At 45.9% G+C, this 23,905-nt stretch carries 19 protein-coding genes and 1 pseudogene; 2 read left to right on the plus strand and 18 right to left on the minus strand.

Translation table 11 applies throughout. From position 1 onward, the window contains the following. The 15 genes and pseudogenes from AC04Q6_RS06240 to AC04Q6_RS06310 form a co-directional block, all read right to left on the minus strand. On the minus strand, window positions 1-1,191 hold the full coding sequence (locus AC04Q6_RS06240) for a pyridoxal phosphate-dependent aminotransferase (RefSeq protein ID WP_118070896.1): 1,191 nt from the start codon (window positions 1,189-1,191) through the stop codon (window positions 1-3). 315 nt (window positions 1,192-1,506) lie between these two features. After that, window positions 1,507-2,055, minus strand: coding sequence for a phosphatase PAP2 family protein (locus AC04Q6_RS06245; RefSeq protein WP_118061898.1), 549 nt, complete (start codon window positions 2,053-2,055; stop codon window positions 1,507-1,509). Window positions 2,056-2,315: 260 nt separating this feature from the next. Continuing rightward, window positions 2,316-2,991: pseudogene (locus AC04Q6_RS06250) on the minus strand (V-type ATP synthase subunit D). A 14-nt stretch (window positions 2,992-3,005) separates the two neighbouring features. Then, window positions 3,006-4,379, minus strand: a complete 1,374-nt coding sequence (locus tag AC04Q6_RS06255; protein ID WP_118061791.1) for a V-type ATP synthase subunit B — start codon at window positions 4,377-4,379, stop codon at window positions 3,006-3,008. 1 nt (window position 4,380) lies between these two features. Further along, window positions 4,381-6,150, minus strand: coding sequence for a V-type ATP synthase subunit A (locus AC04Q6_RS06260; protein ID WP_021977445.1), 1,770 nt, complete (start codon window positions 6,148-6,150; stop codon window positions 4,381-4,383). Between the two features lie 24 nt (window positions 6,151-6,174). Then, window positions 6,175-6,495, minus strand: coding sequence for a V-type ATP synthase subunit F (locus AC04Q6_RS06265; protein WP_021977446.1), 321 nt, complete (start codon window positions 6,493-6,495; stop codon window positions 6,175-6,177). Beyond that, complete coding sequence (locus tag AC04Q6_RS06270; RefSeq protein ID WP_021977447.1) at window positions 6,488-7,459, minus strand: V0D/AC39 family V-type ATPase subunit; 972 nt, start codon at window positions 7,457-7,459, stop codon at window positions 6,488-6,490. Before AC04Q6_RS06270 ends, AC04Q6_RS06265 begins: the two co-directional genes overlap by 8 nt. 30 nt (window positions 7,460-7,489) lie before the next feature. Next, window positions 7,490-8,083, minus strand: a complete 594-nt coding sequence (locus tag AC04Q6_RS06275) for a V-type ATP synthase subunit E (protein ID WP_021977448.1) — start codon at window positions 8,081-8,083, stop codon at window positions 7,490-7,492. 20 nt (window positions 8,084-8,103) lie between these two features. After that, on the minus strand, window positions 8,104-8,574 hold the full coding sequence (locus tag AC04Q6_RS06280; protein WP_015526259.1) for a V-type ATP synthase subunit K: 471 nt from the start codon (window positions 8,572-8,574) through the stop codon (window positions 8,104-8,106). Between the two features lie 4 nt (window positions 8,575-8,578). Continuing rightward, a complete protein-coding gene (locus AC04Q6_RS06285) occupies window positions 8,579-10,585 on the minus strand; it encodes a V-type ATP synthase subunit I (RefSeq protein ID WP_118070895.1) in 2,007 nt (668 codons plus the stop codon). A 16-nt stretch (window positions 10,586-10,601) separates the two neighbouring features. Then, entirely contained in the window at window positions 10,602-10,910 is a 309-nt protein-coding gene (locus tag AC04Q6_RS06290; protein ID WP_178087484.1) for a V-type ATPase subunit subunit G family protein, read from the minus strand. Window positions 10,911-11,216: 306 nt separating this feature from the next. Further along, window positions 11,217-12,314, minus strand: a complete 1,098-nt coding sequence (locus AC04Q6_RS06295) for a substrate-binding domain-containing protein (RefSeq protein WP_021977451.1) — start codon at window positions 12,312-12,314, stop codon at window positions 11,217-11,219. A gap of 140 nt (window positions 12,315-12,454) precedes the next feature. Next, the gene (locus tag AC04Q6_RS06300) at window positions 12,455-13,153 is read right to left on the minus strand and encodes an RluA family pseudouridine synthase (RefSeq protein WP_118070893.1); all 699 of its coding nucleotides are present in this window, start codon (window positions 13,151-13,153) and stop codon (window positions 12,455-12,457) included. 1,667 nt (window positions 13,154-14,820) lie between these two features. After that, window positions 14,821-16,116 (minus strand): hypothetical protein, encoded by a 1,296-nt coding sequence (locus AC04Q6_RS06305; protein WP_118070892.1) that lies wholly within the window; start codon window positions 16,114-16,116, stop codon window positions 14,821-14,823. 179 nt (window positions 16,117-16,295) lie between these two features. After that, a complete protein-coding gene (locus AC04Q6_RS06310; protein ID WP_118061771.1) occupies window positions 16,296-18,554 on the minus strand; it encodes a hydratase in 2,259 nt (752 codons plus the stop codon). Window positions 18,555-18,787: 233 nt separating this feature from the next. On the opposite strand from AC04Q6_RS06310, the gene AC04Q6_RS06315 reads away from it, so the two are divergent. Beyond that, window positions 18,788-19,054 carry a hypothetical protein gene (locus tag AC04Q6_RS06315; RefSeq protein WP_021977455.1) on the plus strand — a complete coding sequence of 89 codons (267 nt, stop codon included), beginning with the start codon at window positions 18,788-18,790 and terminating at the stop codon, window positions 19,052-19,054. A gap of 46 nt (window positions 19,055-19,100) precedes the next feature. Here the strand turns inward: AC04Q6_RS06315 and AC04Q6_RS06320 are convergent, their stop codons facing one another. After that, window positions 19,101-19,964, minus strand: a complete 864-nt coding sequence (locus AC04Q6_RS06320) for a MurR/RpiR family transcriptional regulator (protein ID WP_021977456.1) — start codon at window positions 19,962-19,964, stop codon at window positions 19,101-19,103. Window positions 19,965-20,210: 246 nt separating this feature from the next. On the opposite strand from AC04Q6_RS06320, the gene AC04Q6_RS06325 reads away from it, so the two are divergent. Further along, entirely contained in the window at window positions 20,211-21,479 is a 1,269-nt protein-coding gene (locus AC04Q6_RS06325; RefSeq protein WP_021977457.1) for a Glu/Leu/Phe/Val family dehydrogenase, read from the plus strand. Window positions 21,480-21,654: 175 nt separating this feature from the next. On the opposite strand, the gene AC04Q6_RS06330 is transcribed toward AC04Q6_RS06325, so the two are convergent. Next, the gene (locus AC04Q6_RS06330; RefSeq protein ID WP_021977458.1) at window positions 21,655-22,251 is read right to left on the minus strand and encodes a hypothetical protein; all 597 of its coding nucleotides are present in this window, start codon (window positions 22,249-22,251) and stop codon (window positions 21,655-21,657) included. A 174-nt stretch (window positions 22,252-22,425) separates the two neighbouring features. Next, entirely contained in the window at window positions 22,426-23,814 is a 1,389-nt protein-coding gene (locus AC04Q6_RS06335) for a UDP-N-acetylmuramoyl-tripeptide--D-alanyl-D-alanine ligase (protein ID WP_118061770.1), read from the minus strand. Window positions 23,815-23,905 lie beyond the last annotated feature (91 nt).

Consider the following 23,905-nt stretch of genomic DNA (forward strand, 5'->3'; position numbering starts at 1 on the left):
TTATTTCAGGCCATACTCTGCTGCAAGTTTCTTAAACTCCGGAAGAGAATTTACAATGGTATCATAAGATACACAGTATGCCAGTCTCACATAACCAGGGCATGCGAAGGAGCTTCCCGGTACCATGAGGATGTTATATTTCTTGCCGGCCTCGCAGAAGGCTTTTTCATCAGCTACCGGAGATTTTACGAAGAGATAGAACGCACCCTGTGGTTTGATGCACTCAAAGCCGCATTCTTTCAGGCCATTGTAAAGTGCCTGACGGTTTTTATCGTAAGCTGCAAGATCTGTCTTTGCATCTACACATTTCGCAACTACTTTCTGGATCAGGGATGGTGCATTTACGCAGCCAAGTGTACGGTTTGCGATGGTTGCAGCTGAGATCAGTTCTTCACTTCCGTCCGCCTCATCCGGGATCACCAGATATCCGATACGCTCTCCCGGAAGGGAAAGAGATTTGCTGTAAGAATATCCCACAACTGTATTGTCATAATATTTCGTCAGGTACGGAACTTCCACGCCATCGTAAGCCAGTTCACGGTATGGCTCATCGGAGATCAGGTAGATCACGGTTCCGAACTCTTTTTGTTTTGCTTCCAAAATTGCGGAAAGTTTCCTGATTGTTTCTTCTGAATATACAACTCCGGTCGGATTGTGCGGAGTATTTACGATAACTGCTTTTGTCTTCGGTGTGATCTTCTGCTCAAATTCAGCGAGATTTGGCTGGAAGGTTGTGGTATCCGGAGAGATTTCCACAAGGACACCGTCATAATTGCGGACATATGCACCGTATTCCAGAAAATATGGTGCAAAAACGATCACCTCTTCTCCCGGGTTCAGGATCGTCTTCAGAATTACGTTCAGGCCGCTTGCAGCGCCTACTGTCATGATCAGGTTCTTTGCAGAAAATTTTGTATCAAAACGTCTGTTTAAAGATTCTGCGATAGTCTGGCGTACATCTTCAAAACCTGCGTTGCTCATATATCCGTGAAGGACGGTCGGGTCCGTATTATTTACAAGATCGATAATGGCTTCACGAACACTGTCCGGCGCCGGTACACTTGGATTTCCAAGGCTGAAATCAAAAACCTTATCTGCGCCGTATTTTGCACGGAGGCGGTTTCCTTCCTCAAACATCATACGGATGGCAGAATTGTTTTTTACGTAGGGTTTCATTTTTTCTGATATCATTTCGTGTTCTCTCCTTTTATTCTGAGCAGGCTTGCTCCTCCTGATACAAGCAAGTCCCCACCCATTGCTTATTGCTTTTCACAACCCCACAGGGCTCTTCCCTGATCTGGTTTAATTTCTACATCATCATTTTCACCGTTTCCTGACAATCTTGTTTATAATTGTACCCCGTTTCCGTCTGGCGTGTCAATACTTTATCAAATTAAAGTGTATATAAAAAAATCCCTGGGAAAGTGACACACATTCTCAGGGAACTTCCTTTATTTGGTTAAACCCACATTATATACTTCTATTTCTCAACATCTGTTATCAAACTTATTGATTTCCCAGCTTCGTCCTCACACCCCACACAGCCAGCGAGCTTCCCACCAGCGCAACAACGAACCCGGCAAGGACATCTGTAGGATAATGGACACCAAGATATAATCTGGAAAATGCCACCAGCGCTGCCAGGACTACTGCCGGGATTCCAATTTTCTTCGGGAGCATCCGAAGCATTACCAGGGCAACGGCAAAGGATGCTGTTGTGTGGCCTGACGGAAAGGAGAAATCCGTTGGTTTGGCGATCAGCGGGATCAGAGCTTCGATTTCCGCAAAAGGCCTTGGCCTTGCTACTATGTTTTTGAGAAGCAGATTCGTAACGATCACTCCGAAAATCAGGGACAAAACTGCCGCATAGCCTGTTTTTCTTGTCTTTGGAACAGCAAGAAGAACAACTGCACAGAGGATCCAGAACCATCCTCCGTTTCCCAGAAATGTAACGATTTTCATAAATGGTGTCAGCATATCCGTTCTTAAATGCTGCTGGATCTGGAGAAGGATTTCTCCGTCCAGATTCTGTACTGACTGTAAAAAAGTATTCATAATGTATTCCCTTCTCTTTCTGCTGCGACAGACAGATAAAATACCAGGACTCATCTTCCGCCGCGCATTCTTTACTGTTGATTATTATACCGTACATCTCTTGATTTTCTGCGAACGAAAACTAAATATTTTATAAATAAAACGCCCCTACACTGTCCAAAACATCGCACAGCACAGAGGCGTCTCCTTCCCGTTACGTAAAACTTTCTATATCAATTTTTCTTTTTCTTACAAGATGCCTGCGCTTTGTGTTTTATGCTTTACGCACCGCGCTCGGCTTCCCGCTCCTTGTAATGATGTGCTTCCTCCAGCATCATATCTTTCACCTTCATCAGTCGGATCTGGGTACTTCTCTCGTTCTCATCCAGCTTCATGGTGATGTATTTGATGTTTGCCTGTGCTTCCGGTATGATAACATGCTCCAGGGCGTTTACACGGCGCCTTGTTTTTTCAATCTCAGAAGCCATCAGCTGACAGGCTTTTTCCACTTCTGCCAGGCGGAGCCATGTCCGGAAGGATATCCGCCAGGGATTTTACCGCTCCGTCCAGATCACTGGAGGTAAAAGCAAAACCATAGGAATAGATATCGTTGGCGTCCGGTGTTCTTGTTTTGTATTCAAAAACAGGAATATCCACACTCATGACATTCTTTTTGCCGGTTTCCAGATAGACTTCCTGCTTGGGAGCCATCAGAGCAGTGTTCAGAGTCTCCTCCGACATTCCGGCTTTTGCAATGACAAAATTGGTGTTGGCACTTCGGATACCAGCCTCTACTTTTTTACGCAGCTCCATGTTCTCGCGCACCAGATCCAGGAACTGTCGCATCAGCTCGTCCCGCTTATCCTTCAGAAGCTTATGGCCACGGACTGCAGTCACCAGCTTCTTTTTCTGCTTCGTAAGCTCCATACGGGTAGGATTCACCTGTGTTGATGCCACAAATCATCCCCCCTTTATACTTTTCCGTAATACTGGTCAAGGAATTTGTCATCGATACGTTTCAGCTCGCTTCTCGGAAGAATGGAAAGCAGCTTCCAGCCGATGGCCAGGGTTTCCTCGATATCACGGTTTGCCTGATAGCCCTGGGAAACATATTCCTTCTCAAAAGCATCCGCAAATTTCGCATAGATCAGGTCAATGTCAGAGAGGGCAGCCTCACCAAGAATGGTCATCAGCTCTTTGGCCTCTTTACCACGGGCATATGCGGCAAACAGCTGGTTCATGGTGTTGGCATGGTCTGCTCTTGTCTTACCCTCACCGATACCTTTATCTTTCAGTCGTGACAGAGACGGAAGAACATCAATGGGCGGTGTGATTCCTTTACGGTAAAGCTCACGGCTCAGAATGATCTGTCCCTCTGTGATGTAACCGGTAAGGTCAGGGATCGGATGGGTCTTGTCATCCTCAGGCATGGTCAGGATCGGAACCATGGTGATACTTCCTGCTTTTCCTTTCTGACGGCCTGCACGCTCGTAGAGAGAAGCAAGGTCTGTATACATGTATCCGGGATATCCACGACGGCCCGGAACCTCTTTACGTGCTGCAGAAACCTCACGGAGAGCATCCGCATAGTTTGTGATATCTGTAAGGATTACAAGAACGTGCATGTCTTTTTCGAAGGCAAGATACTCTGCTGCTGTCAGTGCCATTCGCGGAGTAGCGATACGCTCAACAGCCGGGTCATTTGCCAGGTTTACAAAAAGAACAGTACGGTCTATAGCCCCAGTTTCCTTAAAGCTCTCTACGAAGAAGTTTGACTCCTCAAAAGTGATACCCATGGCAGCAAATACAACGGCGAACTGCTCGTCTTTTCCGCGAACCTTCGCCTGTCTCGCGATCTGTGCCGCAAGCTGTGCATGAGGAAGACCGGATGCGGAGAAGATCGGAAGTTTCTGCCCACGTACCAGGGTGTTCAGTCCGTCAATAGCGGATACACCGGTCTGGATAAACTCCTCCGGATAACTTCTGGCTGCCGGATTCATCGGCAGGCCATTGATATCTCTTCTCTCTTCCGGAAGGATCTCCGGACCGTCATCAATGGGACGGCCCAGTCCGTCAAAGACACGGCCCAGCATATCGCCGGATACACCAAGCTCCATGCTTCGTCCCAGAAAACGTACTTTACTGTTGGAAAGGTTGATACCTGTGGAACTCTCAAACAACTGTACCAGCGCATTGCTTCCGTCAATCTCCAGAACACGGCATCTTCTTGTTTCGCCATCGGCAAGCTCAATCTCACCCAGCTCGTCAAATGCCACATCTTCAACGCCTCGTACCAGCATCAAAGGGCCGGCAACTTCCTGTATGGTCCTATATTCTTTTGGCATTTTACAGGCCCTCCTTTCCCAGAAGTTCCGCAGTCTCTGCTGCAAGCTGGCGGGTTACCTTCTCATATTCCGCTGCCAGCTGATCTTCTTTTGTATATTTGTAACGGCCGATCTGCTCACGTACCGGCAGTTTTACGATATCATTGATATCTGCACCCTGTTTCAGCGCATCCAGGCCTGCATCATAGAATGCAAGTACCAGGCGCATCATGTTGTGCTGTTTTTCCAGAGATGTATAGGTATCGATCTCATGGAAAGAGTTCTGATGAAGGAAGTCCTCGCGGATGGAACGGGCTGCTTCCATTTTCAGGCGGTCGCCCGGAGAAAGTGCATCCATACCTACCATCTTTACGATCTCCTCCAGCTCTGCCTCTTCCTGGAGAAGGGTCATCATTCTCTGACGGAGCTCCATCCAGTCCGGCGCCACATTTTCATCAAACCATCCACCTACACTGTCCAGATACAGGGAATAACTGGTCAGCCAGTTGATTGCCGGGAAGTGACGTTTGTATGCAAGGTTTGCATCCAGTCCCCAGAATACCTTCACGATTCGAAGTGTTGCCTGGGAAACAGGCTCGGAAATATCACCACCTGGAGGAGATACCGCACCGATAGCTGTCAGGGCACCTTCTCTTCCGTCTTTTCCATTACAGATCACGTGTCCGGCACGCTCGTAGAACTGTGCAAGACGGGAACCCAGATACGCCGGGTAACCTTCCTCACCTGGCATCTCCTCCAGTCGTCCGGACATCTCACGGAGAGCCTCGGCCCATCTGGAAGTGGAATCTGCCATCAGTGCTACAGAGTAACCCATATCACGGAAATACTCCGCAATAGTAATACCTGTATAAATAGAAGCCTCACGTGCCGCAACCGGCATATCTGAGGTGTTTGCGATCAGAACAGTTCTCTCCATCAGAGACTGTCCGGTTTTCGGGTCTTTCAACTCCGGAAACTCGTTCAGAACGTCTGTCATCTCGTTTCCACGCTCACCGCAGCCGATATAAACTACGATATCTGCCTCTGCCCATTTTGCAAGCTGATGCTGGATAACGGTCTTGCCGCTTCCGAACGGGCCAGGAACTGCTGCCACACCACCCTTGGCGATTGGGAACATGGTATCAATAACACGCTGGCCTGTTACCAGAGGTTTTGCCGGCGGAAGTTTTTTCTTGTATGGACGGCCACGTCGTACCGGCCAGTGCTGCATCAGTGTCAGTTCTTTATCTCCGTCTGCCGTGGAAAGAACTGCAACGGTCTCATCTACGGTAAACTCACCGGATCTGATTTCTTTCAGAGTACCTTTCATATTGGGTGGTACCATGATCTTCTGTGTAACAACGATGGTCTCCTGAACGGTTCCGAGAACATCGCCGCCTTCCAGCTCATCTCCCACTTTTGCGACCGGGACGAAATTCCATTTTTTATCCCGCTTCAGTGCAGGTACCTCAACACCTCGTTTCAGGTTGTTGCTGCCTGCTACTTTCATAATGTCATCCAGCGGACGTTGGATTCCATCGTAAATACTTGTGATAAGGCCAGGTCCCAGTTCCACGGAAAGGGGAACTTCCATAGACTCTACCGGTTCTCCCGGGCGAAGTCCTGAAGTCTCCTCATATACCTGTATGGAAGCCTCATCTTCATGCATCTCAATAATCTCACCGATCAGACGCTGGCTGCTTACACGAACCACGTCATACATATTCGCATCTCGCATACCTTTGGCAATTACCAGCGGTCCTGCTACCTTCTTAATGGTCCCTCTGCTCATCTGAACCAATCACCTGCTTTCTTGTCACTCATTGCTGAAAAGAATATCGGAGCCAACTGCCGTCTCCACAGATTTCTTTACATTTTCAATTCCTGCGCCTGTATTTCCGGCAATTCCCGGTATCTGAATGATCGCCGGCATCAGCGCTTCACTGTATTTACTGATCTCAGCGGAAAGCTGGGCTGCCAGCTGTTCCGTAATATAAATAACCGCATATTCACCGGCTGCCAGACGGTTTAGCTTCTCTTTTCCCTCTGCGGGATCTTCCACCGGAAAGGTATCAAGGCCAAGCGCCGCAAACCCGTAAATGCTGTTATAATCACCCAAAACCGCGATCTTATACATACATTTCCCTTGCCCTTTCCCGGATAAACTCTTCCGGAAGGCCGCTGCGCTTTCCGGTGAGAATGATCCGCACCGTCTTGATCTCATTCTCACGGGCGAGCACATAGGCTACCAGCGGTCCCAGTGAAAATGAATTGTACAGCTGAGGTCGGATAGTCTCCATGATCTGGTTGTCACACCATCTCTCAAAAGCGGAAGCCGATTCCGCCAGTGCCAGAGCTCCGTCCCCGTATTTCGTTTCTGCCAGATAACTCATGATCTGATCCATTCCGCTGACTGCAGCGTGGATCAGTCTTTCCTTATCCAGTGTGTCACATTCTGCCATAGCTTTTTTCATGAAGTCCGAACTTTTTCCTGTTTTGCAGGCACGGACTGCGATCCGGATATCTGCTACCGCAACTGTAGATTCCGCATACTGCCGGACGATCTCTTCTTTCGATCTCTCCCCGGCCGCTCTTATGGCATCCAGTGCCGCCCGGTCTACGATAATATCCGCAAGCTGTCCATCTCTTGTGTGCAAAAAGGTCTCATAGGCTTCTCTTGCCGCTTCTCGCATATCTTCCGGAAAACGGTCGTATTCTTTATCCTTCAGGAATTTCACCATATCCTCGCCGTCAATGGCACAGTCGCTGAAAAAAATATTCGGCGTTGTCCCATCCAGGATGCTGGCCTTCACAGCCGCTTTCAGGTTATGGAAAAGATCCTGATAAGAGAGAACGGAAAAAACAGATCGGTCCGCTACCAGCGAATCCATGATCTCCCAGATCTTTTCTCGCTCCCTGGAAAGAATGGCGTCCGCACCGGCTGCAGGATCACCGTTTCCCCAGCCCTTCTCTGTAAGGATCTGAAGGCACTGCTGCTCATCCTGACATGCCAGAAGCTGTTCGATCGCCGCCTGATTCAGAAGTCCGGTCTCCAGAACACGTATCCGCGCCACCGCATAGGCATAATCTTCACCAAACATATTTCACGCCCTCCTTTTTGCGATGGTGTTTTACGCAAACAAAATCTTTCTTACCTGATCCAGAAGTTCATCCCGTTTCTCTGCAAACATGGCATCAATGGAACAGTTTTCCTCAATGCCGCCGTATACCAGGATAAAACCTCCGTCTATATTTCTGGCTTCACCGGAAATCTCCAGTGTGCCGCCTTTTTTCTGTGCCAGGCCTTTAATCTCCTCACGGAAATTCGCCGGCATACGTTCCAGATCCTTCTTTGAAAAACAGATCTCTCCTTCTCTTGGAAGCAGATATTTCTCTGCCATACTCTTAAGGATCTCAAAATATTTTCCTTCATCCAGATTCTTCACACGGTCACAGGCATCCGCAATCACCTTCCCGATCAGCTCCTGCTTGGCTGCAAGAACTGCGGTACGTTTCTTCATATCTGCGGCGGAAGCTGTCCGCTCTTCATAGCTTTTCACCTTTGCCCTGGACTGTTCTTCCCTCTGCTGCCGAATCTTATCAGCTTTTTCTCCGGCTTCCCCGAGGATCTCCGCGGCTTTTTTCTCCGCGTCACTGATCATAACGGCTGCAGAAGCATCGGCTTCTTCAAGAATCTGGCTTACCATCTTCTCTAATCCTGTCATGATCTGCCCCTCCTGATGAATCAAACCTGAATTCCGCTGACTGCAAGAATAGAGATCAGAAGAGCCAGAATCGCATATGTCTCAACCATTGCCGGGAAAAGCATAGCTTTACCGAACTGCTCCGGCTTCTTGGCTACGATGCCGATGGAAGCTACGGAAGTTTTTCCCTGATGGATCGCGGAAAGAAGGCCTGCAATGGCGATCGGGAGACATGCCACAAAGATCATAAGTCCGGTTTCCAGAGAAATATCGGCAACACCGCCGCCCAGGATCCCGACCTTGGAAAGTGCAAGGAATGCTACCAGCAGTCCGTAAATACCCTGGGTACCAGGAAGAAGCTGAAGAAGCAGAACCTTGGCAAATTTGTCCGGATCTTCCGTTACAACGCCTGCTGCTGCACGGCCGGCTGTACCAACGCCGATAGCGGAACCAATACCTGCAAGAGCTACGGAAATTGCTGCTCCCAATAATGCCCAAACGATACCACTCATAATATTAATCCTCCTTAATATCTACATATTTTGTATTTTCGCGGAAGGGGTGGAACTCTTTTCCTCCGCCCTCAAAGAATTTGCCGAAGAACTCTACGTACTGTAATCGGCAGGTGTGCACGTATGCACCCAGAAGATTGATCAGAAGGTTAAACGTATGACCAATCACAAATACAAGAATAAATACGATCCATCCAAAAATACTGTCTCCCAGCATACTGCCCATCTGGTTCATAACCGACGCAATAACACCGGTAGCCAGTCCCAGAGCAAGAAGTCTGGAATAGGAAAGGATATCACTGACCCATCCTGTGATGTTATAAAGGTCGTAAGCTCCAAGCGCCAGCCGGAGGAACGGATTCTTCTTATCTCTTCCTGACATGAAGAGAATTCCCACTGCTCCGATGATGGCCATCCATTTGCCCACCTGTATCACTGCGGGCGGAAGGTTCAAGTTCATCTGAGAAATAGAACGGAACATGCTGCTCGGGATAAAGATAAGGATCAGTCCCATAAGGAGCATGAACCAGAGTACTACATCGCAGAAAAAGTCGAGATATTTTCTGTCACGGATCAGCATGTAGCCCTTAAGTCCCATTCCAAGGAACATATGGATCAGGCCAAACAGCATGGAGAACACTAGAAGTCTCATAGGCTCATTCAACGGTGCAAACCATACCGGCTTCACAGTGACCGGTTTATGCAGATATACTCTTGAGAATACATCGATAAAATCTCCGAAATATCCGCCAAACATTACGCCCCAGAACAAAGTGGACAGTCCACAGTACATGAACAGCCGGATGGATTTCTGCATTCCGCTTTCCATTCTGGGGAATTTCAGAAGCACTCCCAGACAGACCGCAAACACGATCAGTCCGTAGGCTGCATCTGATAGCATCAGTCCGAAAAGGAATACATAGCAGGCTGTCATAATGGTGGACGGATCGATCTCTCCCTTTCCGGGAAGACCAAACGCTGCAAGAACTCCTTCTCCTGCCGCTCCGAATCTGCTGTTCTGAAGGGCAACCGGAACATTTTCTCCATCAGCATCTTCTGCTTCAAAAACAATATCGTACTTCTCCGTAAGCCGTTTCTCCATTGCGGGAACCTGTTTCTTCGGAAGATATCCTGTCACAAAAAAAGTGCTCTCTGACTGGCGGAGCTGACCTAAAACTTCATATTTCTGTGCACGGATCCGGAAGTAATCGGATACAAGCTGAAGGGAATTCTTCCTGTCATGAAGATCACGGATCTGCTCCCGGATCTGTTCGGATTCTTCCTGGATGCGCACCACTTCATTCTTAAGGTTCTCCAGTTCCTGTGCCGGAACCTCTGATACCAGCTGTGCCGGTCTTGCGAATCCCTGCATGCGGAGTGCTTCTTCCATCTCCTGTGCCTGTGTCTTCAGACAGACAACCACCAGGCTCAGCTTACCGGCATCATTTGAGATTTCCTGGATGTCAAAAGCTTCAAGCTGTGGTGCGTCCACTGCCAGCTGACTGTATACCTGGTCCAGAGTTACATTCCCGTCAATACTTCCCACAAGTACTGCCGTTTTCGCTGTTCCCTGCGAATTCATGGGGATATCCAGATCCAGCCATGGAGCAAGTGCCGCTTCCTGCTGTTCGATCTTAACTACCGCTGCGCTGTTCTCTGTGAGTTTCTTCCGGTACCCCTGGATCTCTCTGGCTGTCCTCAGGATCTCTTCCTGATCCCGGATGGCTTCTTCCTCCTGCTTTCTTCCGATCAGAGGCTTTCCTGCCAGGGATGCCAGCATAGATCCCTTCTCCTTCGAAAATTCATCCAGAATCTCGATTGCCTGATCGCACAGGGATGCGTTCTTTTCGAAGATCAGTCTGGCATTCATGGTATCCATGGTCTTAAGTTCCGGGTCCAGTTCCGCCGCATCGATCTCCAATACTCCAAGTGACTGCAGTTCTTCCAATATGGCCTTACGGTTCTTCTTCATTGCGCAGATACTGATTCGCTGCATCTGCAATACTGCCATTTTCGCATTCCCCCTCTCAGAACAAACTGTCCATTACTGTCTGGATGGCCTGCTCATGCCTCGACTCCGCTTTCTTTTTCAAAGCTGCAAGCTCCTCCTCTGCCTGTCCAACGACAGTGTTCTCTGTACTGTGTGCACGTTCTTCGGCTGCTTTCATATCAGATGCCGCCTGTTCACCTGCGGTTATTTCCGCTTTTCTGATAATCTCCTCCGCCTCTTTCTCAGCTTCGCTGATGATGTTCTGTGCACGGACGGATGCGTCTTTTATTTTCTGCTGTGCTTTTGCCTCCGCCTCTTTCACTGCCTTGATCGTTTCCTGGATCATCTGATCACCGCCTCTCTGCATATCCAAATTGTACCACAACTTTTTATCTAAAACAATGTTTATTATGCAATTTAACGAAAAATATATTCTTTTTGCGTCAAAAAATCGTCAAATTCGTTATATTTTTACCATTTTTTCGCAAACTTTTTATTTGTTTATTCTGTTCATATTTTTTGTTTTTATTCACAAAAAATGTTCCACACAGCACAAAAAAGCCATCTGCCAGATGAAATCACTTTTTACGTTTTCATCTGGTAAATGGCTTTTGATCTTCTGGCTTTTGATTCTCTTTACATTTGCTGCCTGTCAGTTATATATATAATTTGCGTAATCTTCGCTTCCAAGGTTTTCTGCGTCGATCCATGCAGGGTCAAGTAAAACTTTTTTCTCAATTTTTGTTTCTTTCTTCGGTGCGGTGGACTGAATGGCTGCCCACATGGTCTGATATCCCATTGCATACGGATTCTGTGAAAGAACTCCAAGCTCCTGTCCGTTTTTGATTGCTTCCTGCTGTTTGCTGGTGGCATCCACACCTATCATGGCAACTTTATTCTCACCGTTGTCTTTATTTACTTCCAGAAACATCTCGGAAACATTGGCATTGGTGCAGAAAACTCCATCCAGTGCAGGATATTTATCCAGAACTTCTTTCATCGCTTCTTTCATATCATCAACCTGATCAGAATATACAGTTTCTACAACTTTAATGTCTGTATAATTTGCGATATTATCCAGAAATCCCTTTACACGCTCCTGTGAACTCTGGGTCTTCTCCTGTGCGGAAAAAATTGCTACATTTCCCATTTTTCCAATGGCGCTTCCAAGCTTATATGCAGCGTACTTACCAATCTGTGTATTGTCTGTTCCCCGAAAAGCTCTGACCAGTTTCGTATCGCTGACATTAGAATCAAATGCGATCACAGGAATGCCGTTTTCTTTGGCAGCTTCCAGCTGTGCCTGGCAGGAATCCATGTCTCCGGCAGAAAGGCATACTACAGATGGATTCTCGGCAATTACCGCATCAAGAGTATTGATCTGACTTTCTACATCTTCCTCGTTATCCGGTCCTTCGAAAGTCATTGTGATCTGCTTGTCTTTCTTGAAGCCGTATGCCTCATTCACATCTTTGACAGCAGCTTCCATTCCTTCTTTCACTTTATCCCAGAATTCGCCTTTTTTGCATTTGCTGACAACAGCTATTCTGGCACCTTCTTCAATAGAAAGATTATCGTCGATCTCCGGGATGAGTGGACTCTTTTTCTCTTCTGCTTTCTTGGCTTCCGGGGTTTCCTGGGCATCTGCTACAAGCGGTGCAACAAGCTTCTCTGCTTCTTCTTTCTGGCATCCTGTCAGCAGGGTTACCGTAGCCAACAAGGCTACCGACGCTACTGCAGCTCTTCTCATTTTAATCTCCTCTTCCTCGCTGGTTACTGTTCTTCATCGTCTGCATTATCCGTCTACAGTAACTTATACTTTACAAAACTCTTACATTTGGTTACTCGCTTTTTACATTATACACTTTTTCGCTTTTCCGTCCAGAGTTTTTACAGTTTTTTCACAAAATCCAGAAATGCAGTTCCCTGCGGCTCTGTTTCAAATTTCATTATTTTTCCTGTTTTCGGGTGTTTAAATTCCAGACCGCAGGAACATAAGCCAAGAGAAGTACCTTTTTCCCCTGAAGGGTTGTATTTTCGGTCTCCAAGAAGAGGAATTCCCGCATGTGAAAGCTGTACACGGATCTGGTGATGACGTCCTGTTTCCAGTTTGATTTTAAGAAGAGCACGGGATTTTCCATTCATTTCTTTTTGATCAAGGACTCTATAATGGAGAATTGCTTTTTTTGCTCCAGGTGTATTTTCCGGTACTGCCTGAGACATGTTGGCTTTTCCGTTTTTTTTCAGATAGTCAATAAAAATTCCTTCCTGCTTTCCTGGCACACCTTCAGTTACTGCCAGATAATATTTACCTGCGCCGCCTGCCATTATCTGTTTGCTTAGATTCCCTGCTGCTCCCTGAGTTTTTGCAAATACAAGGACACCTTCCACCGGTTGATCCAGGCGATGGACCACTGCCAGATATGGAATCTTTCCAGGTGTTTTCTGTGCCAGATAGTTCTTCAGGGCACTTTCCATATCCATGGTTCCGATTCTCGCTGCCTGTACCGGCATTCCCGACGGTTTCCTGCATACAAGAATTTCTTTATCTTCATATAAAATATTTTCGTTGATCTGATTGTTCCACATATGTTTTCACCACTGCTGTTATTTTTGGGTTTCCTTTCTTCATGAAGTATAACGGAAGATATCGATACTGGCAACTGGTAAATATAACAATTAACATAACAGAAAATGAGACGGTCATCACTTTTTACTTTAATAATTTCAAAAATGATGACCGTCTCAACACTCTTCGTTATTCAATTTTTCTTCCTCTTTGTTTTTTGAATAATGTTTTCTGGTTATATGATTTTCTGTCAACCGAAATTTCTGATTTTATATGATTATAAAATAATTTCGATTCTCTTTATTCAATTTTATACACTTTTCTTTTTCTACGTTCTCTCTTCTTTTTTATTTCCTGCTCATAAGCGATTGATATATGTAAGTATATCTTTTCGATTATTTAGAAAGTTGTATAGGATTGAAATCGTTTTTTCCGAAGTTCGATTTCCTTTTTTGAAGAATTTCGGTGGTTATACTTCTTTCTGTTTCCTCAACAATTCTGGACTTAACTTCTTAAATTCAAAACCGTTTGTCATCTCTGTACTTCGTGATCTGCTGATTCAAATCGACCTATTGGGATTTTCTCCTCTGCAGTTCTTTAAAGTATCCTGAAAAAAGTTCCTGCCCGTTTCTTCGATCTTAATATCCTATCAGATATTCTTCTGATGCAAAGCTTCAATCCATATCCTGATGAATCTGATATGCATTTCAAAGTATCGTTCTCATCTTCACTTCTGTTCCTGGAATCTCTTCTTTCCAACGAACCGGTGAGCTGAGGGTTTTACTCTTTCGGGAAATATTTCTTTACATATTTCCTGAAATCTTTGTCTCAGGTGTGTGACAGTTGTTCAATATGAGTTACCGATTCTATATTACCTGAAATACTGATTTCCTTAACTTTCTTATTTCTCTCATCTTAACTTCAGTTAAAATATAAGTAAGATTTAAGAGGTTCTTATTTATATCTTATGAGAGAAATGATTGTGTTCTTAAGGGTTATCATTATGTGATATGTATCAGGTCTTTCTTGCAGGAAATCCGGTTCCTGTCACTCTCATATTGATGGATGTGATTGTTATGTTCCCACTGGAATCACCTTTTCCTTTCTTCATCCTTTCATGTGCATCTATGCTATGAATTGAATGAATTTCTGATTTTTTAATTTCTTTGTTTTGTTTTTTCTCTTGTTCTTTTTGATGGTCTTATAATACCATCGTTAGTTCGTTTTGTCAATACATTTTTAAATTTTTTCTTTAATATTTTTGTCATTCTTCGTTTTATGTGTATATATTTTATTATTTATTTATATTTTTTATTATTTTCTGTAAATTCTTTTTTTATCAGCCTACAGACGGTTTTTTGTGGTCTGTAACTTCCCAGTAGCCATTTTGTGTTATCTGTCATTATCCTCCCCTCTGATCCTGTCGTAAATTTCCTGGTTTGATTTAACAGAGCGCTTACCGGTAGTCTGTTTATAGGATAGCACATGTCCGATAACTGGCTTTAACTTAATCTTTTCGATAAAAATCCCCAGGCAGGTTATTGTCTGAATGACATTTCTCCTGACTGGGGATTTGTTTTTTATTTTCTACATTTATTACATTAACTTTAAGTCAAATTGCCTGAAGCAACTTACTTCCATCAAGAACAGCCACCGGTGATAATAAAAGTACCGGAAAACACCGTCCCTATTGAAGTTTAATCAGAAACGTATACTTCTCGCCTGCCTGGAGCTGGAAAGAATCTTCTGCGCAGGTCAGATCACCGTCATCTGAAACATAGTAAATCTTCTCAATTCCTTTATCGCAGTTCATAGCATAACGACCGGAAACATCCGGAACAGACTGAACCATCATCCACTTTTTTCTGCCCTCCAGCATTACGGTAGTCATATCCTCCGTCTTTATCTCAACCGGATCCTTTCTTCCGATTTCGACACTTTCCGTATCTTCAAACACCGCTCCGGTTGCCAGTTCTTTTACCACAACATGATAAGTTCTTCGAACGGTCCCTTCTGCATCCTCTTCATCCGCATGCTCTGCAGAGCATTCATAGCGCCCATCCTCTTTATCCAGCATTTTTTCCGAACCATCCGCATAGACAAGCGTCACAGAGCAGACATCCAGATCACTTAAATACTCCAAAAATGCGACCGGTACAGTCTCCAGCTCCGAATCTGGCTTCAAAATCACAGAAGTAAGAGCAACTTCTGTTGCTGCTTTGTTTTCCGTCTCTTCTTCCCCGGTCTCAGATGGTTCAGTCTGCTGCTGTGCAGCAGCAATCGACGCAGTATACCCCAGTTCCTTATATTTCTCCGCATTTGAAATCACAAGAACATAATCTGAGGAATCCTTTGTATTCAGTACAAGAGTCCTATTATTTTCATCAAAGCTCATTACATCCTGTACCGAATCAGCATCCACTACTTTATTTTCTTCTGAATCAAAACGATATAAGCACACATCCTTCTGTTCCAGGGCCTGATTAAAAAAAATGGAATATTGCATTTCTGAATCGTCCCTGATATGAACAAGATAAACCTCATCATGAGAAATGAGCGAAAGCAATTCTTCCCGCTCCTGAACAGGAAGAAATTCTGAAACCGGTATAAAAACGTTTTTCTGCGGAAGAACAATTTCTACCTGAGGATTCGATGTATCCGATGCATCTGCACTGTCCGGCTGTTCCACGCTGGTCTCCCCATCATTCAGAATCTCCTCTGCTTCCTGACTGCCCACATCTTCTCCATCACTTATGTCTTCCGGTGCGATCTCGCTTACTTCTCCTACGGCACCTGCTGCCATACGGACTTTCGTTGTATGGCGGCCTGTGTTATATACATACCACGCATACGTTGCGGAAACGACGGCAAGAAGAGCGATCAGAAGGGCAAACGTACCTGTGGTGAGTCTGTTTTTTAATTTTTTTCTGCTGGAAATCTCTGACTTGTTATTCTCATCAGAAATAATAATCGGCACCTCCATTTCATTCACCTGATAATTGTGTATATTTTACAGAATTTTACATTTTTATATATTATCATACCATATTCCCGTATTTTCAGCAATTTTTCCATGACACAGTTTTTTAATTTTTTATTACATTTTGTCGAAAAAGGCCGACGATCTTCGCATCGTCGGCCTTTCGAAAAATATTCTGTATTTTATTTACGGTTGTAATTGATCAGACAGCCTTTGAGAATGATCTCTCTCTCATCGTCCGTAAGCTCGCCAAGTGTTACCTCGAACTCTTTCAGGGTGTCTCCGTCAACGGTGTAGCCTTTGATCACGTCTGCTTTTTCCTCAACTGCTTTACGGATTCCCGGGAAGAACAGGAAGTCTCCGTTCTTAAACGGAAGGTCTCCGGCAGGGATCAAAAATGGAAGCATACCCCAGTTGATCAGGTTGGAACGATATCTCTTGGTTGCATACTCATTGGCAATGTTTGCCCAGCCGCCAAGTACCTTCTGGCAGGATGCTGCCTGCTCTCTGGCAGAACCGTCGCCAGGTTTCACTGCAAAAATAGTGCTTCCTACACCAAGGTTGGTCTTGTCTACATCCGGATATGTCTTGTTGATGGTCTGGATCACCGGTTTCAGTTCCGGAACAGCTTCTGCCGGACAGTTGCCTGCCTGGATCGCCTTCTGTGCTGCCTGGATCGCCTTCGCACGGCCAACGTACTCCGGATCTTTTCTGGAGAGTGTGAACTCTGCAAGTCCGAGCGGATTGGAACGGTAAGAAGATGTCTCACCAGATGGGATCAGCTCGTCGGTTGTGGTAACCGGATCATGGATCTCGGAAACAACTTTCAGGATCAGATTGTCTGCAAGTGCAGCCATTTCCGGCCAGTCTTTGATGTTCGGTCCAAACTGGATCTCTACGCTCGGATCTGCTACGCCCTTGCTGTCAAATACACGGTTCTCATAAATAGATTTGTCAAAGTAATATTTATGCTCGGAATAGCTTCCGTCAAACTCCTCTGCAGATGTAAGGAATCCCTTGTTTGCTGCTGTAGCTGCAATGGAACGTGCATCCATAAGTGCAACAGAGGAAATCTGGCCGTTCTGGATCTTGGAGCCTTCACGGTTCGGGAAGTTTCTGGTTGTGTGACGGATACTGAACGCATTGTTTGCAGGTGTATCGCCGGCACCGAAGCATGGTCCGCAGAATGCGGTTTTGACAACTGCACCTGTTCCGATAAGTTCTGCAAGGACACCATTCTTAGCCAGCTCCATGTAGATCGGGGTACTTGCCGGATATACACTTAAGGTAAAGGCATCGTGGCCGATGTTTTTGCCTTTGAGGATGTCTGCTGCTGCACAGATGTTCTCGAATCCACCACCGGCACAGCCGGCGATGATTCCCTGCTCAACATAAAGCTTGCCATCAACTACCTTGTCTCTTAATGTGAACGGAACTTTTCCATCCAGGCTTACCTGTGCTCTCTTCTCCACGTCTGCGAGAATGTCGTCCAGGTTCGCTTTCAGTTCGTCAATGGTGTAGGTGTTGCTCGGGTGGAACGGCATTGCGATCATTGGTTTGATCTCACTGAGGTCGATCTCCACGCAGCCGTCATAGTATGCAACATTGCCTGGTTTCAGTTCTTTGTAATCTTCCGGTCTTCCGTGGATCGCATAGAACTCCTCAATCTTCGCGTCTGTCTGCCAGATGGAGGAAAGGCAGGTGGTCTCTGTTGTCATAACGTCGATTCCGATACGGAAATCTGCGCTTAAGTTGGCAACGCCTGGTCCTACGAACTCCATAACTTTGTTCTTCACATAACCATTGGCAAAAACTTCTCCAATGATGGCCAGTGCAACGTCCTGCGGTCCTACGCCCGGGCGTGGTGTGCCTTTCAGGTAGATAGCTACAACGCCTGGCATATTGATGTCATAAGTCTGACAGAGAAGCTGTTTAACAAGCTCCGGTCCGCCCTCGCCCATAGCCATGGTTCCAAGTGCTCCGTATCTTGTATGGCTGTCGGAACCGAGGATCATCTTTCCGCCGCCTGCAAGCATTTCTCTTGCAAACTGATGGATAACTGCCTGATGAGGCGGTACGTAAACTCCGCCGTACTTCTTGGCACAGGTGAGTCCAAACATATGGTCATCTTCATTGATGGTTCCGCCTACTGCACAGAGAGAGTTGTGGCAGTTGGTCAGTACATATGGTACCGGGAATTTCTCAAGTCCTGAAGCTCTTGCAGTCTGGATAATTCCTACAAATGTGATATCATGGGAAGTCAGTTTGTCGAATTTGATCTGAAGTTTCTCCATGTTATCCGATTTATTGTGAGCCTTGAGAATAGAATATGCGATGGTATTCCTGGCAGCCTCTTCTTTCGCTACAGGCAGGTTCGCCTGGTTCTCAGGAATGATTTCCTGGCCGTTCTGAAGATAGACACCGGTATCGTAAAGTTTCATTTCGGTTCCTCCAATCTATTATAATTCTTTTTTCACAATTTCGTTTATTATAGAGGATTTTTACACATTAGTCAATAAAAGTGAAGCGGCCCGGTGCATTGTTTTATGTACAAAACAGGAATCCGCCCTGAACTTTACTTTCCCTGCAAAATCCGCTATACTGAAGGGCATGTCAGACGATCGATTCAAAAACTTCTGCCGGCCTGGGCAGTTACGATACGGAGGTAATATTTATGTTTCGTTTATGGGGAAAAATATGGAAAGATAATCATATGCTGCAGGACACGGTAGTCTGTGATGACAGCGATGATACCAGAACACACAAGATTTTTCACGGACTTGAGGAAATCTGCTATCAGATGGATCTGGGAAACCCGATCTGGCTGGATGCCACGGTGCGGGATTTCAAGAAACATGACAAGGCACGTTTTTATCAGGATAATTTCATTGAACATATTGAATTTGATTATCTGGAGATCCAGGTGATCGAGGAAGATTGAAGCAAACGCAGGAAAGCTACAAATGCTTATCCTGCGTTTGCTTTTTTCAGAAGTTTCCGATCTGGGAAGTATATTCATCAATGCGCTCCAGAAGCTCCTGATTGGAGTAATTCGTTTCCCTGCATATATAGGCGCAGAGCATTTCTGCGGCAAACATTCCTGCAACATAGGAATTATAGAATTCACTGCTGTCACCTCTGGCAGTCAGTACCACATCCGCGAACTTGGCTGCTTCGCAGGTAGGTTTGTCTGTCAGAAGGATAATGGAAGCCCCCTGCTTATGTACCATCTCCGCAGTGAGATACATCAGCCTGGAATACCGGGAATAGGTGATAAAAACCGCCGCATCGCCTTTCCCCAGGTCGCTGGCAAAGTCAAACATGTTCTGCCCGTGGCTTCCGTAATTGTATACGTGGGGAAGCGTCTGCCGCAGGATCGTATTCAGAAATTCCCCCACACAGGTAGATCCTCTTGAAGAAAAAATGTATTTCACCCCACTGTTGATGAGAATACTGCTGGCCTTACGGTACTGTTCTTCGGTATTACTGGCAATGGTGCTCTGTATATTGCTGAGGGTATAGGCGCATACCGTATCCTGGACTGTTGCCTTGTGCTCTTTTTTCTTGATCGCCTCAATGCGCTCCGCGGGGATGAGAATTCCGGTGTCCACATCTCTGGACTGTTCTGCATAAGTTTCCCGCAAAAAATTCTGAAAATCCGGATATCCGGTAAATCCCAGCGTCTTGGTAAGCCGGATCACGGAGGAATAACTCACATTCAATTCTCCGGCCAGCTCTGTTGATGTCATAAAACAGCATTTCTGCAGATTCTCAAGGACGTAATCCGCAACCTCTTTTTCCTTTGGTGTCAGCTGTGCTGAAATGATCAGATTCTGTAACCGATTCTCCATGAAATATCCTCCCCGTCATAATTATCACTGGTCACAGCAGTTTGGGAAACCTGCATGTTTCAGTTTTTTTATTTTATCACAGGCTTATGTGAAAACGCCCAAAAAGATATAAATATTTTTGTATATATTTTTATGAATAAAATTATTTACTTTTCAGATATAGCATGATATACTCACCTCATCAGATGAATAATATTATTCTTAAATCAAAGAGAAAAAATATTTATTTTCAAAGGAGTGGTAACAATGGCAGATAAAAAGTATAATCCTTATGACAATATGCTCTCTGTCCTGAAGCAGTCTGCAGAGGCTCTTGGTCTCAGCTACGAAGATTACGCAACACTTTGCTACCCGGAACGTGAACTTAAGGTTTCTATCCCGATCCGTATGGATGACGGCTCCATTAAGGTATTCGAGGGATACCGTGTTCAGCATTCCAGCGCACGTGGTCCGTGCAAGGGCGGCATCCGTTACCATCAGAATTCCGATATGGACGAAGTAAAAGCGCTTGCAGCCTGGATGTCCTTTAAATGTGCGGTTGTAAATATTCCTTACGGCGGTGCCAAGGGTGGAATCAAAGTTGATCCGTCCAAGCTTTCCAGAGCGGAGCTTATACGTCTTACCCGTCGTTATACCACACGTATCCTTCCGATCATCGGACCAGATAAGGATATTCCTGCACCGGATGTTAATACAAATGGTGAGGTTATGGCATGGATCATGGACACTTACAGCATGTTTACCGGCCATACGGTTCCAGGTGTTGTTACCGGAAAACCCATCGAGATCGGCGGCTCCGTAGGCCGTGTGGAAGCTACCGGACGTGGCGTTACCATCATCGCCTACCAGTGCATGGAAAAAAACCACATTGATCCGGCAAAAGCATCCATCGCTGTTCAGGGTATGGGAAATGTCGGCGGAACTGCCGCTGAGATCTTTTATAAGAATGGACAGAAAGTTGTTGCGGTCAGTGATTACACCGGCGGTCTTTACTGTGAGGACGGACTTGATATTCCGGCGATCCGTAAATTTATTTCCGAAGGAAATACTCTCGATAAATACGAGGCAGAGGGCGTTTCCCATATTACCAACGACGGCCTGATCACATGCAAATGCGACGTTCTGATCCCGGCCGCCCTTGAGAACCAGATCACAGAAGATAACGCAGGACGCATCCAGGCTAAACTTATCATCGAGGCAGCCAACGGACCGACTTCTGTTGAGGCAGATGAGATCCTGAATTCCAGAGGAATCATTGTATGCCCGGATATCCTTTCCAATGCAGGCGGTGTTGTTGTCTCCTACTTCGAGTGGGTTCAGAACATCCAGAACCTTACCTGGGATCTTGATGAAGTTAACAAGATGCTTCAGAAGATCATGCTTACCGCATTTAACGAAGTTTATGCTCTCAGCCAGGAGAAGAACGTAACGCTCCGTATGGCTGCATACATGGTTGCCATCAAGAGAATCACCACTGCAGGCAAACTCCGCGGCGGCCCGATCTCCATGGGCTGATAACCAGTCCGCAGAGTCAGACAGCCAAAGAATCCTTATCTTACACAAATACACAAAAAAATCTCCGGCAGGATACCAGGAACCGTATCTGCCGAAGATTTTTTCATCATATTATATATCACACCGTAATTCCGGTATCGCCGTGTGTCATTCTCTGAACTTCCGGCGTCCACTTCTACTCCTTCATAAATTCTCTTATGATCTCCCTCATGATCTCTTCCTCCTCCGGAGAAAGCATCTTGCTGAAATGGCTTCCTGTTGCCGCAGTCTGACGGATGCTCCTTGTGATCCGATCCACGATCTCTTCCTGCAAAACGGGATCTGTCTTCTGGGGAACTGGAATTTCTTCCACCCAGGTCCGTACCTGTTCCACGTAATCTGCAAGGGAAGCCATCACAAGTTCTTCTTTGTAGGAAAAATCCAGTCCCTGTCTCAGAAGCAGCAATGTCACAGGCACAGCTGCACCAATATACAGATAAAGCATAGGCAGACCTTCCCCAGGTTCCAGCCTGCTGTTAAGGATCACAGAAAGGACCAGAAGAAACGTACATAGCAGAGACGGATACCACACAAAACGGTTCATTCTGTGCCAGAGCCTGTCTCTTGACTTCCACAGGTTCAGCCATTTTTCTTTGAGATTCTGTAATCGCTGTGTATTTCGGATCATTCTTCTGTAGGTAAGGTTTGTTGCCAGCATCCCAAGGCCACCGATACATCCCATGGATGTCATGACGTAAAGCGGAATGTTCAGCTTCATGATCATCTCCAGCATAAGCCCCTCCCTTTTCACTGCCCGCAGTACCCACACGTCATTCTGTTTTGCTTTACAACGCACCGGATACCGGTTCCGGACGCACTGCTCATTGCTTTAGGAATATTATACTTCTATATCGCCTGGCTGGAAAGAATTTTCGTTCGTCAAATGATCGCCTGGTTTTCGGTCTTTTTACATTTCCTGCAGTGCTTTGACTACATTTTCAAATTTCATGAAATGAGAAGCTTTCACAAGGATAGTATCTCCCTGTTTCACATAGGTGTTCAGGTTCTTGAGAAGGCTTTTCAGATCGTTTTCCTGGATAACTGTCAGGTCCGGATTGGTCTCGGATGCCTTTTTCGCAATGTGTGCCGCAAGCGGTCCAACACAGATGCAGGCGTCGATCTTACAGTGACCTGCATGAACGCCAACGCCTTCATGAAGTGCAACTTCGTCGGTTCCAAGCTCGCCCATATCTCCAAGAATGGCAACTCTTCTTCCAAGTCCGTCCTGCAGAACATCCAGAGATGCCTTCATGGACATGGGGTTTGCGTTGTAGCAGTCATCTACGATCAGGAACTTGTCGGTCTCGATCATATTGAATCTTCCGCTGACCGGCTCCAGGCTTTCGATACCCTTTTTGATCTGCTCTGCATTCAGTCCGTAAAGTCTGCCGATGGCTGCTGCTGCCAGCGCATTGGAAACCATATGGCGTCCTGGCATTGGGATATCTACATGGAATTTCTGGAACTCTCCGTTCTCTGCCATTTTTCCCTTCAGACAGATGTCACAGCTCATTCCTTTCAGTCCACGGCTCTCCACATTTTCACAGGTGACAGAAGCATTTTCTCCGTTTCCAAAAAATACCGGCCGGATACCGTTGTATTCTTTTACTGTGGAAAGCTTATCATCATCACCATTGAGTACGATATTTTTCTTCACATATTTAAAGATCTCTGTTTTTGCTTTCAGGACACCGTCTCTGTCTCCAAGATTTTCCAGATGGCAGGTTCCGATGTTTGTGATCACGCAGGTGTCCGGTTTCGCGATCTTTGCAAGACGGGTCATCTCGCCGAAATCACTGATTCCCATTTCCAGGACCGCAATCTCATCCTCGTCACGGAGGCGGAATACAGTCAGCGGAAGTCCCAGCTCATTGTTGAAATTCCCCTGGGTTTTCAGGGTGCGGTATTTCTCTTTCAGGACAGAGGCGATCACCTCTTTTGTGCTGGTTTTTCCAACACTTCCTGTGATTCCCACAACCGGAATATCAAGCTGCTCCAGATAAAACTCCGCAATGTCCTTCACTGCCTGAAGGGAAGATTCTACCTGAATGTACGGATAGTCAGCACCTTCAAGAACCCTCTCGGATAAGGTTGCAAGTGCACCTGCTTCCATCACCTGGGGAATAAAGCGGTGGGCATCCACACGCTCTCCTACTACCGGAACAAAAAGACCGCCTTTTTCTACTTTACGGCTGTCTGTTGTGATGGCAGTCACTTCTTCCTGAAGTTTTTCCTGCGGGCCATGGTAAGTACCATTGCAGACTTTTGTGATATTTTCCAATGTAAGATTTTTCATGAATAAAATCCTTTCTTTTGCCAGAAACTCCTCCTGTTGTATTTACAGCATTTCAGAGATCAACATGTTCTGAAACTGCTTCGGTCAACAG

It is taken from the genome of Blautia sp. HA9023 (genome assembly GCF_056504095.1).